Genomic DNA, 14,658 nt, shown 5'->3' on the forward strand with positions numbered 1-14,658 from the left:
TTGCTAGTGCGGTCATATAATTAAAATAATCTGTAGATATATTAATCCCAGTAAAACTTGATCCATTATTAGCAAAACATGAAGCAAAGTTATAAGTAATATCAGTAACTGCCTGTGATCCATGATGTGTTATTAAATTTTGAGAAGAGGGAATAAGGAGTGTAATAGCTGTAAAAAGCAGTACACCAACAGGCATAACAAGAAATACTATGATAACATAATTTATTTCGTTAAGAGCAATCCTCTTGCCGAAGAAATTTGCTGCTTCTCCTGTAATTAAACCTCGCAGAAATACAGCGACCATAAGGTAGGATAACATAGCAAAGAAGCCCGATCCAATTCCTTCGATAATGAATTTGCTTATAATCAAATTGGAAAAAAGAACTAATGTGCTCAAGGGCGAGTAGTTTTCTAGGCATGCATTGGGTGATCCATCGGAGCTCATGGTAATAGAAAGTGCCCACATTAGAGATGGAAATTTGTCATATATTAATTCTTTTCCTATGTAATTAAAATTGTCGATTAGGCTATTATCACCAAGGATATAAGGTAACCCATAGCTAGTTTCTCCAAGATTAATAACGAACAATGAAGTGATCATGACGAAGACTACAACACAATATAGTGCCCAGCTTAATCGAAGCGAGCCAAGCAAAAATCCATAAGTAAAAATCATAGCAACTGGTAACGTTATAACTAAAATCAAACAAAACATTACAGCTTCTCTTGAAGGTGATTCAAAAGGATGGGCTGAAGCGCTTGCAAATAAAGATCCTCCATTTGCAACTAAGTTTTTTATTGCAACTTGTCCTGCAATTGGACCAATATACATTTGTTCACCTATACCATCAATGTTAGTAAAAGAAAATGTGCCCAGGAAGTCATGCGGTAGGCCAAAACTTATAAGTGTAACTGCAGCAAATAGGGAAAATGGCAATAGAATAAATAATAAAGCCCTTAGGAAATCGTCATAGAAATTACCAATGAATGGGTTGTGGCTATTGATTATGCCTCTAATAAAAGCAATAAAAACTGCAATGCCTGTAGCTCCAGAAAGAAAATTTTGCGCTGTCAGAGCAAAAATATGAGCGAACATACCTAGCTCTTTTTCTGGGTTATGACTTTGCCAGAAAGTTCCAGTCATAAAGGAGACAGATGCATTTAACGCAGAAGAAAAGCTTATTTTTTCTATTGCTGGCGTAAAAAACGGAAATAAATCTTGATAATATATAATTAAGAAAGTTGAGATCATGCATATTATATTAAAATACATGAGGGTCAAGAAGTAGTCTTGCCAGTTTTGACTTTCCCACCGAGCTCGTTTATTTTTTAATTGTTCATGCTCTGCATGCTCATACCTGTATATAAAAGCTATATATTTACCAAACAATGGTGCAATAATAGTTATTATAGTAAAAAAAACTAAAGCTTGAAGAATCATTTTAGTGCTTAAAAGATACTGGAGTATCTTCTTTTGGAAGCCATAGAGGTTTTTTTAAGCCGCAGCTAGATAACATAAATAATGCTAGCAATACAAAAACTGGTTGTTTCATTTTATTTTTAACTATAGAAATATTGAAGTGATATATTAAATTATGCAGGAAACTTGCTTTGAATAAAAGATATTTATACCTTATTGGTCTGGTTTTGCTTGTTTTTCTTGCGCATATTGTTAGAGCTGAGAAACTGATAGTTACAAAGCATGACGAGTTTCTTGACACGGATACTAATTTTTTTGATTCCGAGGGGAACAAAGTTTATCTAGATTAGTATGAAGGAAGCACTATATTGCTTGTTTTTTGGGCTACTTGGTGTGGTAGTTGTGTAGGTGAACTTCCATCACTTGATAATTTACAAAAAGATTTTCGTAAACTACCATTCAAAGTTATAGCCGTTTCAGAAGATTATCAAGATTTATTTCCGTTTTTTACGCCAGCAATAGAAAAAATAAGCTTTTCTTCTGCGTTAAATGCATCTGTCTCCTTTATGACTGGAACTTTCTGGCATAGTTGGCTTACCTACGGCTTATTTGATAAACGCAGAAGGAAAGATAAAATACATATTCAACGGGGTTGTAAAGTGGCATGACAATGATGTGCGACAAATGATACTTGCGCAAATAGAAGGAAACTTGCCGTTGCCTAAGAATACTTTTAAAAGTGCCTCGTTAAATAAACAGGTTGGAAAAGCCAAAAAAACGGTAGTAGAGGTAACTGCAGCTGAAGTAAAAAATGATAATAAAGAGGTGAAAAATGAAGAGGTTCCAAGTGAAAAACAGGAATAGTAATACAATTACTAGCACAAGAGAGGATGCAACAAATAGGCGTTTTGGTAAAATTGATCAGTTGATCTCGGTATTAACTTTTGGTTTTGGAGGGACAAAACCTGTAATTGCTGTACTTAGACTCGATGGGGTCATAGGTAAAGTAGGGGCGATGAAATCCGGACTTACGCTTTGCTCACTTAATAAATTGATCGAAAAAATGTTTAAGACTGAACGTTTGAAAGCTGTTTGTCTTGCCATAAATTCGCCTGGCGGTTCACCAGTTCAATCGGAATTAATAGCAAGCAGAATAATAGAACTTGCTAAAGAAAAAGATATTCCGGTATATAGTTTTATAGAGGATGTGGCTGCTTCAGGAGGGTACTGGTTAGCGTGTGCTGGAGACAAAATTTTTGCGAATAGAAGTTCTATTGTAGGAAGTATAGGTGTTATAGCAGCTGGCTTTGGTTTTCATGAGGCTATAGAAAAGCTTGGAATTGAAAGAAGAGTATATACACAGGGTAAGACGAAATCTGTCCTTGACCCATTCCAGCCTGAAAAAGAGTCGGATGTAAAAATTATCAAAAAGATTCAGAAAGATATTCATGACCATTTTATCGATACTGTAAAAGAAAGAAGAGGTGGAAAGCTTACTCAAACTGATGAAATAATTTTTAATGGAGAATTTTGGTCTGGGCAAACAGCGCTTGATTATGGTTTGGTCGATGGCATAGATAGTTTGTACTCATTTATTCAAGAAAAATTTGGCGATGAGGTAAAAATCGAGTATATAGAACAAAAACAATCTTGGTTTAAGAAGCGTTTTGGTGTAAGCCTTCAGTCCAAAGAATTTACTGATAATTTAGCGAGTAGCCTCATCGAGTCAGCTGAAAAAAAGCTTATACAAAGTAAGTTTGATATTTTTTGATAAAAAAATCCTGAGGTTGACTTGTGGATTTTGTTGAGCATAAGAAGATACCGGATCAAGTCCGGTATGATTGTATTTTTATACGCGGCAGTTATCCTGGAATAAAATACTTTCATCCTGAACTTGTTTCAGGATCTTATACGATTGGAAGAAGACCACGGATCAAGCCAGGTATGACCTATGTTGCCTAAGCGGATCACCTTATAATTCCAGACCTATCTGTTAAATATAAATACGTTAATAATAAATCCTGAATAATTCAAAAATTATGCATCTAGAGCAGTTTAAAGAAAAATATAATTACCCAAATGCTACGCAAGTAATGAGGCAATATTTGGATATCAAGTTTGCTAATATTGAATGTTTAGTGTTATTCAGAATGGGAGACTTTTATGAACTGTTTTATGAAGATGCTATCACAGCCAGTAGAGTTCTTGGTATAGCTCTTACGAAACGAGGTAAGACTGGGGAAAGTGAGATTGCTATGTGTGGTGTACCGTATCATGCTTTGTTTAATTATCTCAATAAATTGCTTGAAGAAGGCTTTAAGGTAGCTATTTGTGATCAGATGGAGACGCCAGAGGAAGCAAAAAAGAGAGGGGGGTATAAGGCCGTTGTTAATAGGTCTATTACAAGAATTATTACTCCTGGCACAATTATCGAAGAATCTTTGCTGGAGGCAGGTACACCGAATTATTTGGTTAGTATAGCTGTTGAAAACAAATCAGCAGCAATTGCTTCTGTTGATCTGTCAACTTCTGAAATCTCAGTGATTACAATTCCAGAAGCTGAAATAATAAACGAGATTGCAAGGCTTTCGCCAAAAGAAGTTTTACTGGCTGAAAAATATCGATCAAATGAACTAGCATCAAAAATAGGAGGGCAACTTAGCAAGATGATCTCTTTCCAAGTTGACAGTTTTTATGCTATTGCTAAATGCGAAAAGATTATTCTAGAATTTTATAAAATTAGCGATTTATCTGCCATAGGCAACCTAAGTAGTTCTGGGGTTTCCGCTGTTGGTAGTTTATTAGAGTATGTATCGCTAACCCAAAAAGAGAATATGCCGAAGTTGCCTAAGCCAAAAATTTTGAATTACTTTAAATTCATGAGCATTGATGCCTCAACGCGTCGAAATCTAGAAATTACCAATGTCCAAAATGGTGGATTAAAAGGTAGTTTATTTTCTTGCATCGATGAAACTATAACAAAGGCAGGAAGTAGATTGCTTTATCAATATATTTTAGCGCCACTTTTGGATATTGTGGCTATAAACAAGCGATTAGAGACTACTGCATTTTTTTATGACAATATGTTGCTAACTGAGGCTGTTCGCAAATCCTTAAGTAAAACGGGTGACCTTGAGCGTTGTATTACTCGTATTAATATGCGTAGAAGCACTCCCAAAGATCTCCTTAGTATTAAATACACGATTGAGATAGCAGAAAAAATTATGGCAGATTTTGTAAATTTAAAAGGCTTAGGCATAAATGAAAATATAGAAAATATCATAAAGCCACTAATTGGTTTGCATTCATTATATGAAATTATCGATGAGTCTATTCGAGAAGATGCTTCGAACTCGATTTCTGATGGAAAAATTATCAAACTTGATTATCATCCTAAAGTTTCCCAACTGCATGATTTATTAGATAATGGGCGCAGTAAAATAGAACAAATTCGAGATAAATATCGCAAGGAAACTGGAATAGACTCGCTTAAAATTACAAATAATAACGTAATTGGTTTATTTGTTGAGATCACCTCAAGGCATGCAAATAAAATTGTGGATGATAAGTTTATTCACAGACAAACCACTATAAACTCAATTCGATATACCACGTCGGAGTTGCAGGAACTTGAAAGCAATATGGTCAATGCAAAGCTTCTTGTTGTTAATTTGGAACAAGAATTATATGACAAAATATGCTCGCAAGTTATTGATAATCATCAGTTGTTATTAACTTTAGCGAATGCCTTGAGTCAGCTTGATGTTTACTGTAGCTATGCGTTTACTGCCAAGAAGTATGATTACTGTAGACCAAAATTAACTGGAGACTTGGTTTTTAGCATAATAGGAGGTAGGCACCCGGTGGTGGAAAGGGTTTTGGCCAAATCTAATGATTGTTTTATTCAAAATGATTGTCAATTGTCTATGGATGAAAGAATATGGCTCATTACGGGACCAAATATGGCCGGTAAAAGTACTTTTTTAAGGCAAAATGCTCTTATTTCAATACTTGCTCAAATGGGTTCTTTTGTTCCAGCGGTTAGTGCTGAAATTGGTATAGTAGATAAAATTTTTAGTCGTATTGGGGCTGGTGATGATTTGGGCAGAGGTCAATCTACTTTCATGCTGGAAATGCTTGAAACATCTGCGATTCTCGCTCAAGCTACCCATCAATCGCTCATTATATTAGATGAAGTAGGTCGTGGTACGTCAACTTATGACGGTGTTGCAATTGCCTGGTCGGTGCTTGAGCATATACATGATAAAATAAGAGCGCGTTGTTTATTTGCTACCCATTATCATGAACTTACTGCAATGGAAGAAATTTTACCGAGTCTAGCGAATTACACAGTTGATATTGACGATAATGGTGAACATATTTTGTTTTTACACAAAATTAAAAAAGGTTCGGCAGATAGATCTTACGGTATTCACGTTGCACAGCTTGCTGGCTTGCCAAAGTCAGTTATCCAGAAGGCAAAGGAACTGCTAAACAAATTAGAAAAAGATTCTATGAAGTCTGGTAAAAAAGTACTTAAGGATGAATCGCATAATATGAATTTATTTGCATTAAACCCAAGTTCAGAAGAGCATAAAAAACTGTATGATGAGATAAGCAAAGTAGATCCAGACAAATTGTCACCAAGAGAAGCGCTAGACATAATGTATTTTCTTAAATCTATTACTTAGTAGACCATGCTGAGCTTAACTCGAGATTTATGTAAAAACTAGTTATCACGAGCTGGACTCAAGATCCATGTAACTGTAAGAGGGTGCTGAATCAAGTTTAGCATAATGAATTATTAGCGACGCCCTGAGTTTAGGCGACCATTTTTCCCTGGTAGGAATATGTTAAACTTATATCAAAATATTGACCAGTGCGACGTAATCTAGTACAAAGTCTCATGTAAGAAAAAATTCATTGAAAATTATTATGACAACAAAACAAAAAACTGGCAAAACAAAAGATCTAAAAGGCTTAAAAGAAGTTCAAGAACATTATTTAGATTATCCTTATCCGCTTAGAAATCCTGAAGATGACAAAACGCGAATACTTAAAATTTATGGCGATTATCTTGGCGAGATTAACCATTGGCTTTTCGATGGTAAGAAAGATTTTAAAAAGGGTTTTCGTGTTCTGATTGCCGGGGGAGGGACTGGAGATTCTACGGTTTATTTAGCTGAGCAGTTAAAAGATACTGATGCTGAAGTAATTTATTTAGATTTTAGTAAAAACTCTATGGCTATTGCCCAGAAGAGGGCGGAATATCGTGGCCTTACTAATATAACATGGATACATGATAGCATATTAAATATCCCAGCGCTTAAACTAGGAAAATTTGACTATATAACATGTACAGGTGTTTTACACCATCTTGAATCACCAGATGATGGATTGAAAGTGCTTGCAGATTCCCTTACCGATGATGGAGGTATGGGAATCATGGTGTATGCTCAATACGGAAGAACCGGAGTTTATCAAATGCAGGATATGCTTAGAATGGTAAATGAAGGCATTACTTCCCGCCAAGAAGAAGTGAAGAATGGTTGGGCAGTTGTAAATGCCTTACCAAATACTAATTGGTATAAGAGAGGGGGAGCGGAATTGAGTGGTGATCTTGGTCCGTATGGCGATGTTGGTATGTATGATATGTTCCTGCATAAGCAAGATAGAGCTTACACAGTGCCTCAATTGTATGAGTTTGTTGAAAAAGCTGGTTTGAATTTTGTTGAGTATAATTCAGCTTATAGTAGAGTAATGCTTAAACCTGAAACTTATTTTCAGGATCCTGAGTTTTTGAAAAAAATTAAGGCAATGGATAAGTGGAAGCAGCAAGCCGTATGTGAAATTATGTGTGGCTCTATTGTTAAACATAGTTTTTACGTTTCTAAAAAGAAAAATACAATAGCAAAAATAACTGATTTGGATAATGTTCTATACATTTATATAATCCATGACATTCCTCTGAAAATTGCAGATCACATAAAAATCAATCAGAGTCGTATTGGTTCGAGTATAGGTTTTTCATTTAAATCAGATGATATTCCTGAAGTGTCGATTAGTATTCCCGTTTCTCACTACACTGAGCATTTATTCAGAAATATGATAAGCGGAGACAAATCTCTAGGAGAGATTCATAAAGCAATTGAGAAAGATCTTGGTAAGAAAGTAAGCGACAGCGAATTCCTTGACGAATTGAATAGGATTTTTCCAGTATTGGAAGAAGTTGGAGTGTTTTTGCAAAGAAACAAAAAGATTAATATTGCGCAGTTTTGTTAATTAATTTTTTTGATTGTAATGCTGAGCTTAATTATGCTACGTCTGCCTTTCTTTTGTTCAAAAATTTCTTTTGTTACTTGAGATACTTTATCAAGTCTAGGTTTACCATATTTGCCTGGTATGACTATAACATTAGTAATTTTAATTAAATTTATGTCATAATATTGACTATTACTATGCAATCTAGTACAAAGTCTCATGTAAGAAAAAATTCATTGAAAATTATTATGACAACAAAACAAAAAACTGTAAAAACAAAAGACTTAAAAGGCTTAAAGGAAGTTCAAGAACATTATTTAGATTATCCTTATCCGCTTAGAAATCCTGAAGATGACAAAACGCGAATACTTAAAGTTTATGGCGACTATCTTGGTGAAATTAATCACTGGCTTTTTGAGGGTAAGAAAGATTTTAAAAAGGGTTTTCGTGTTCTGATTGCCGGGGGAGGGACTGGAGATTCTACGGTTTATTTAGCTGAGCAGTTAAAAGATACTGATGCTGAAGTAATTTATTTAGATTTTAGTAAAAACTCTATGGCTATTGCCCAGAAGAGGGCGGAATATCGTGGCCTTACTAATATAACATGGATACATGATAGCATATTAAACATCCCAGCGCTTAAACTAGGAAAATTTGACTATATAACATGTACAGGTGTTTTACACCATCTTGAATCACCAGATGATGGATTGAAAGTGCTTGCAGATTCCCTTACCGATGATGGAGGTATGGGAATCATGGTGTATGCTCAATACGGAAGAACCGGAGTTTATCAAATACAGGATATGCTTAGAATGGTAAATGAAGGCATTACTTCCCGCCAAGAAGAAGTGAAGAATGGTTGGGCAGTTGTAAATGCCTTACCAAATACTAATTGGTATAAGAGAGGGGCGGAATTGCTTGCAGACCATATTAATCATGGTGATGTTGGTATGTATGATATGTTTCTGCATAAACAAGATAGAGCTTATACCGTACCTCAACTGTATGAATATGTTGAAAAAGCTGGTTTGAATTTTGTTGATTATAATTCACCCCATAGCAGAATAATGCTAAAACCTGAAACTTATTTTCAGGATCCTGAGTTTTTGAAAAAAATTAAGGCAATGGATAAGTGGAAGCAGCAAGCAGTATGTGAAATTATGTGTGGATCTATTATTAAGCATAGCTTTTATGTCTCTAAGAAGAAAAAACCGACGGCAAAAGTAACTGATATGGATAATATTCCATATATTTATACAATTGGTAATCTTCCAGCACAAATTTCGGATTATATAAAAAATAATCAGGGTCTTATGGGTTCAAGAATAGCTTTCTCATTTAAATCAGATTTTCTTGCTGATGTGTCGATTAATATTTCTGTTTCTCAATACACTGAGCATTTATTCAGAAGTATGATAAGCGGAGACAAATCTCTCGGAGAGATTCATAAAGCAATTGAAAAAGATCTTGGTAAGAAAGTAAGCGACAGTGAATTTCTTGGTGAGTTAAATAGGATTTTCCCAGTAATGGAAGAAGTTGGGGCGTTGCTGTTTAGGAACAAGAAGGTTTCTATTGCGTCACTTTATTAATTTGTTTTGGAATTGTCATTTAGAAGAAAATTTCTTATAACTCTGAATACAACGCAGTCATCCTGAACTTGTTTCAGGATCTCCTTTTTCATTGCCTGAGATACCGGATCAAGTCCGGTATGACGATGTAAGGAGACCTGAATTTGTAATGTTTGTCAGTAATGCTATTTTTATTTGACCGAAAAATTTTGTTATATATAATCCAAGACTAATTTTCTGGCTTATTTATTAATTAAGAAAGGTTTTATGAAAATAGTCACGCGAGGCGTAAGGGCTGCTTTACTAACAAGTACAATTTTGTTTTCAATAAGCACTGCATGTGCAAATAATGCAGAAGATAGGTACATATATATTGGAACGGAATTAGGCCTTTCTGAACCAATAGTAAAAAGTTTTGTAGATAAAGATACTGATGCAAAGTTTAGGTTAAAGCAGTCAACAATGGTTGGGGGACGCATTGGTTATAGTTTTTACCCCAATATGATGGTAGAAATTTCTGGAACATACCAACCAAAATATGGACTTACATATTTATTGCCTGTAAAACCAGTTACCTTCGGTGGAATTGTTGTAGCAAATATTCCGAGGACCCCTGGTAGGACCAAGGTATCTGCTAATGTATATACAGCAAATTTTATATACGAATTTAGCGAGCAATTCGCTAAATTAAAGCCATATGTAATTTTGGGTGCGGGTATAGCAAGACTTTCTATAAGGCCTACCATTACCACCACTGATGCCTTAGCTCCTATCGGTCTTGGTAATAAATTTGAATTTTTTAGAATCACAAAAAATACTGTAAATTGTTTTGCATGGCAGGCAGGTGGAGGGATAGCTAGAGATTTATCCGAAAATATAAGCGTAGATTTTGGTGCGAAGTTACAGGTTGTAAATGATATTAAAGTGAAATATGATACTTTCGATATCCAAACACAATCGTTTGTGGCTCAAAAGCCAATTAAGAAAACGATTGGTGTTGGTGAGTTTACCCTTGGATTTACATTCAAGATCCCGGTTTAATAAAAATTGAATTATTTAGATTATGACAAATACAACAGAAATATATGCATACGATGAAATGCCATATGAAAGCTATCCTTATATACAAAGTAGCCCTGAAAAATTAGCTACTCTTGGCAAGTTATTTGGAATGAATCCTCCGAAGATTGAAACGGCTAGAGTTTTAGAGCTTGGAAGCGCGGCTGGTGGAAATCTTATTCCTCATGCAGTACATTATCCTAAGGGGTATTATGTAGGCGTAGACTTGTCTAAAGTACAAGTTGAGGATGGTCAGAAGCATATTAAGGCAATGGGGCTAAAAAATATTGAGCTTAAGCATTGCTCTATTACCGATGTTGATGAGTCATTTGGTAAGTTTGACTATATAATTTGTCATGGCGTTTTTTCTTGGGTTCCAGAATTTGTACAAGATAAAATCTTTGAGATCTGTAATAAAAATTTATCAGAGAACGGTATAGCATACATTAGTTATAATACTCTTCCTGGCTGGAATATGATCAGAACCGTTAGAGATATGATGATGTATCATGCAAAGAGTTTTGTTTCTCCACTTGATAAAATTGCCCAGGCGCGTGCGTTGCTTGCTTTTGTAAAAGAGAGTTTAGAAGGGCAAGATACTCCATATGCAAAAATGTTATCTCAGGAAGCTGAGTTATTATCAAAACAACGTGATCACTATATCAGGCACGAATACCTTGAAGATAATAATAAGCAGTTCTATTTTACTGATTTTATGGCAGATGCTGCAAAACAAGGTTTGCAATATCTATCAGATGTGGCTCTATCAACGATGTATTTAGGAAACATGAAGCCATCAGTAGTTGAGAAATTGCAAAGTTTAAATGACATAGTAAAAACTGAGCAATATCTAGATTTTATTAATAATAGAAGGTTTAGAAGCACGTTGCTTTGCCATGGTAATGTAGCAATAAATAGAGCGTTGAATAATGATAATATTAGAGAATTTGCTATTTCGCTCGATATTGTTCCTGAGAAACCTTTTAATCAAAAAAATTTAGAGAGTAATGAAGTTATAAAATTCTTCTTTAAGGGTGATGAAAATCGGTATGTGTCCTCATCTTCTCCATGCTTAAAAGCTGCGCTTTATGTTTTTGTTGAATATAAGGGGTATCCTTTGAAACTTGGAACTATTGCTGAAAAAGCTAGTAAGTTTTTTAAGGATGATTGCAAGGCTCAGATAGAAGCTGATTTGCTCAGTAGTGCTATGAATCTAGTAATGAAGGGGTACATGGAAATTTCTTTATTTGAAAGAGATAAGTCTAAAGTAAATCTTGAAAAACCAACATTAAGTAATTTGGCTTTATATCAGGTGAACAATACTAGCAGCACTTGGATTACTGGTTTTAACCATGCTCCAGTAGGTATCGATATATTTGATCGTTTTGCTCTTAAATATATGGATGGTAAAAATACTAAGAAGCAAATTCTTGATAATTTAGTCAAAGAAGTGGCTGATGGACAACTTACTGTAAATAAAGATAATATAAAAATTGAGGATCCTAAAGAAGTTAGGAAAGAACTTGTGGTATATCTTGATAATACGATTACAAGGTTATCAACTTTTGGGGTTTTTGAGTAATGATGCAGAAGAGGTTTGATAAGAGTATCAATCCTCTATTATCAGAAATAAGTGAGGCGACTTCCAATGGAGTCGCCTTAAGCGTTTCTGGAGGGTCTGACTCTATTGCACTACTACACCTTACATCCACCTGGGCTAAATCTCGAAAAATTCGTCTTGTAGTCTTTAGTGTTAACCATAACTTACGCCCAGAGTCGTCTGAAGAAATTGAGTTTGTCAAAATTGCAGCATCGGGGCTTGGTCATGAATTTTATGAATTGTCCTGGGATAATGGCGGTAATAAAGTGGCAATTCAAGAAAGAGCTAGGGACGCACGCTATAGTATGATCAGCAAAAAATGCCATGAATTTGGTATAAACATACTGTTAACTGCTCACCATTTAGATGATATGCTTGAGACGTATTTAATGCGTAAAAATAAAAAAAGCAGCATATTGGGCCTTAGCTATTCAAATAGTTTTTTTTATAATAATACCCAGGTTATTAGGCCTTTATCATCATTTTTGAAGTCTGAATTAATTGATTATCTAAATAGCTTAAATATAAAATGGCTAGAGGACTCTTCCAATCTTTTGGCTTTTCCAACCTGTTTATTTAACGAGGCACTTTTAAAAGTATTCTTAGGCAACGGCAAGTTTCCTTCTATTTGCGCAAGTATCATTTGTCGCACATCATTGTCATGCCACTTTACAACCCCGTTGAATATGTATTTTATCTTTCCTTCTGCGTTTATCAAATAAGCCGTAGGTAAGCCAACTTTGCCAGAAAGTTCCAGTCATAAAGGAGACAGATGCATTTAACGCAGAAGAAAAGCTTATTTTTTCTATTGCTGGCGTAAAAAACGGAAATAAATCTTGATAATCTTCTGAAACGGCTATAACTTTGAATGGTAGTTTACGAAAATCTTTTTGTAAATTATCAAGTGATGGAAGTTCACCTACACAACTACCACACCAAGTAGCCCAAAAAACAAGCAATATAGTGCTTCCTTCATACTGATCTAGATAAACTTTGTTCCCCTCGGAATCAAAAAAATTAGTATCCGTGTCAAGAAACTCGTCATGCTTTGTAACTATCAGTTTCTCAGCTCTAACAATATGCGCAAGAAAAACAAGCAAAACCAGACCAATAAGGTATAAATATCTTTTATTCAAAGCAAGTTTCCTGCATAATTTAATATATCACTTCAATATTTCTATAGTTAAAAATAAAATGAAACAACCAGTTTTTGTATTGCTAGCATTATTTATGTTATCTAGCTGCGGCTTAAAAAAACCTCTATGGCTTCCAAAAGAAGATACTCCAGTATCTTTTAAGCACTAAAATGATTCTTCAAGCTTTAGTTTTTTTTACTATAATAACTATTATTGCACCATTGTTTGGTAAATATATAGCTTTTATATACAGGTATGAGCATGCAGAGCATGAACAATTAAAAAATAAACGAGCTCGGTGGGAAAGTCAAAACTGGCAAGACTACTTCTTGACCCTCATGTATTTTAATATAATATGCATGATCTCAACTTTCTTAATTATATATTATCAAGATTTATTTCCGTTTTTTACGCCAGCAATAGAAAAAATAAGCTTTTCTTCTGCGTTAAATGCATCTGTCTCCTTTATGACTGGAACTTTCTGGCAAAGTCATAACCCAGAAAAAGAGCTAGGTATGTTCGCTCATATTTTTGCTCTGACAGCGCAAAATTTTCTTTCTGGAGCTACAGGCATTGCAGTTTTTATTGCTTTTATTAGAGGCATAATCAATAGCCACAACCCATTCATTGGTAATTTCTATGACGATTTCCTAAGGGCTTTATTATTTATTCTATTGCCATTTTCCCTATTTGCTGCAGTTACACTTATAAGTTTTGGCCTACCGCATGACTTCCTGGGCACATTTTCTTTTACTAACATTGATGGTATAGGTGAACAAATGTATATTGGTCCAATTGCAGGACAAGTTGCAATAAAAAACTTAGTTGCAAATGGAGGATCTTTATTTGCAAGCGCTTCAGCCCATCCTTTTGAATCACCTTCAAGAGAAGCTGTAATGTTTTGTTTGATTTTAGTTATAACGTTACCAGTTGCTATGATTTTTACTTATGGATTTTTGCTTGGCTCGCTTCGATTAAGCTGGGCACTATATTGTGTTGTAGTCTTCGTCATGATCACTTCATTGTTCGTTATTAATCTTGGAGAAACTAGCTATGGGTTACCTTATATCCTTGGTGATAATAGCCTAATCGACAATTTTAATTACATAGGAAAAGAATTAATATATGACAAATTTCCATCTCTAATGTGGGCACTTTCTATTACCATGAGCTCCGATGGATCACCCAATGCATGCCTAGAAAACTACTCGCCCTTGAGCACATTAGTTCTTTTTTCCAATTTGATTATAAGCAAATTCATTATCGAAGGAATTGGATCGGGCTTCTTTGCTATGTTATCCTACCTTATGGTCGCTGTATTTCTGCGAGGTTTAATTACAGGAGAAGCAGCAAATTTCTTCGGCAAGAGGATTGCTCTTAACGAAATAAATTATGTTATCATAGTATTTCTTGTTATGCCTGTTGGTGTACTGCTTTTTACAGCTATTACACTCCTTATTCCCTCTTCTCAAAATTTAATAACACATCATGGATCACAGGCAGTTACTGATATTACTTATAACTTTGCTTCATGTTTTGCTAATAATGGATCAAGTTTTACTGGGATTAATATATCTACAGATTATTTTAATTATATGACCGCACTAGCAA

11 protein-coding genes and 1 pseudogene are annotated in these 14,658 nt (G+C 34.8%); 10 read left to right on the forward strand and 2 right to left on the reverse strand.

The genetic code is table 11. The features are described from left to right. Positions 1–1,441: potassium-transporting ATPase subunit KdpA (locus Megvenef_RS02495; RefSeq protein WP_322776422.1), on the reverse strand; the 1,441-nt coding region annotated here is incomplete at its 3' end. A gap of 341 nt (positions 1,442–1,782) precedes the next feature. On the opposite strand from Megvenef_RS02495, the pseudogene Megvenef_RS02500 reads away from it, so the two are divergent. The 9 genes and pseudogenes from Megvenef_RS02500 to tilS all read left to right on the forward strand — a co-directional run. After that, positions 1,783–2,088, forward strand: a pseudogene (locus tag Megvenef_RS02500) (TlpA disulfide reductase family protein); the annotation flags it as partial. Positions 2,089–2,137: 49 nt separating this feature from the next. Beyond that, complete coding sequence (locus Megvenef_RS02505; RefSeq protein ID WP_322776424.1) at positions 2,138–2,284, forward strand: hypothetical protein; 147 nt, start codon at positions 2,138–2,140, stop codon at positions 2,282–2,284. Further along, complete coding sequence (locus Megvenef_RS02510; RefSeq protein WP_322776425.1) at positions 2,268–3,191, forward strand: S49 family peptidase; 924 nt, start codon at positions 2,268–2,270, stop codon at positions 3,189–3,191. Before Megvenef_RS02505 ends, Megvenef_RS02510 begins: the two co-directional genes overlap by 17 nt. Before the next feature lie 268 nt (positions 3,192–3,459). Then, entirely contained in the window at positions 3,460–6,111 is a 2,652-nt protein-coding gene (mutS, locus tag Megvenef_RS02515) for a DNA mismatch repair protein MutS (protein WP_322776426.1), read from the forward strand. Positions 6,112–6,355: 244 nt separating this feature from the next. After that, positions 6,356–7,702, forward strand: a complete 1,347-nt coding sequence (locus Megvenef_RS02520) for a class I SAM-dependent methyltransferase (protein ID WP_322776427.1) — start codon at positions 6,356–6,358, stop codon at positions 7,700–7,702. 227 nt (positions 7,703–7,929) lie between these two features. Next, positions 7,930–9,273 (forward strand): class I SAM-dependent methyltransferase, encoded by a 1,344-nt coding sequence (locus Megvenef_RS02525; RefSeq protein WP_410519749.1) that lies wholly within the window; start codon positions 7,930–7,932, stop codon positions 9,271–9,273. A gap of 246 nt (positions 9,274–9,519) precedes the next feature. Then, positions 9,520–10,293 (forward strand): outer membrane protein, encoded by a 774-nt coding sequence (locus tag Megvenef_RS02530; RefSeq protein WP_322776429.1) that lies wholly within the window; start codon positions 9,520–9,522, stop codon positions 10,291–10,293. Positions 10,294–10,315: 22 nt separating this feature from the next. Next, complete coding sequence (locus Megvenef_RS02535) at positions 10,316–11,893, forward strand: class I SAM-dependent methyltransferase (RefSeq protein ID WP_322776430.1); 1,578 nt, start codon at positions 10,316–10,318, stop codon at positions 11,891–11,893. Next, positions 11,893–12,633 carry a tRNA lysidine(34) synthetase TilS gene (tilS, locus tag Megvenef_RS02540; protein WP_322776431.1) on the forward strand — a complete coding sequence of 247 codons (741 nt, stop codon included), beginning with the start codon at positions 11,893–11,895 and terminating at the stop codon, positions 12,631–12,633. The genes Megvenef_RS02535 and tilS overlap by 1 nt, the downstream gene beginning before the upstream one ends. Here tilS and Megvenef_RS02545 read toward each other — a convergent pair. Then, a complete protein-coding gene (locus Megvenef_RS02545; protein WP_322776432.1) occupies positions 12,571–13,047 on the reverse strand; it encodes a TlpA family protein disulfide reductase in 477 nt (158 codons plus the stop codon). The two genes, tilS and Megvenef_RS02545, sit on opposite strands and share 63 nt — an antisense overlap. A gap of 170 nt (positions 13,048–13,217) precedes the next feature. Here Megvenef_RS02545 and Megvenef_RS02550 point away from each other — a divergent pair. After that, positions 13,218–14,658 (forward strand): potassium-transporting ATPase subunit KdpA (locus Megvenef_RS02550; protein WP_322776422.1); only part of this gene is annotated, 1,441 nt, incomplete at its 3' end.

The organism is Candidatus Megaera venefica, assembly GCF_034554655.1.
Taxonomy (GTDB): domain Bacteria; phylum Pseudomonadota; class Alphaproteobacteria; order Rickettsiales; family Rickettsiaceae; genus Megaera_A; species Megaera_A venefica.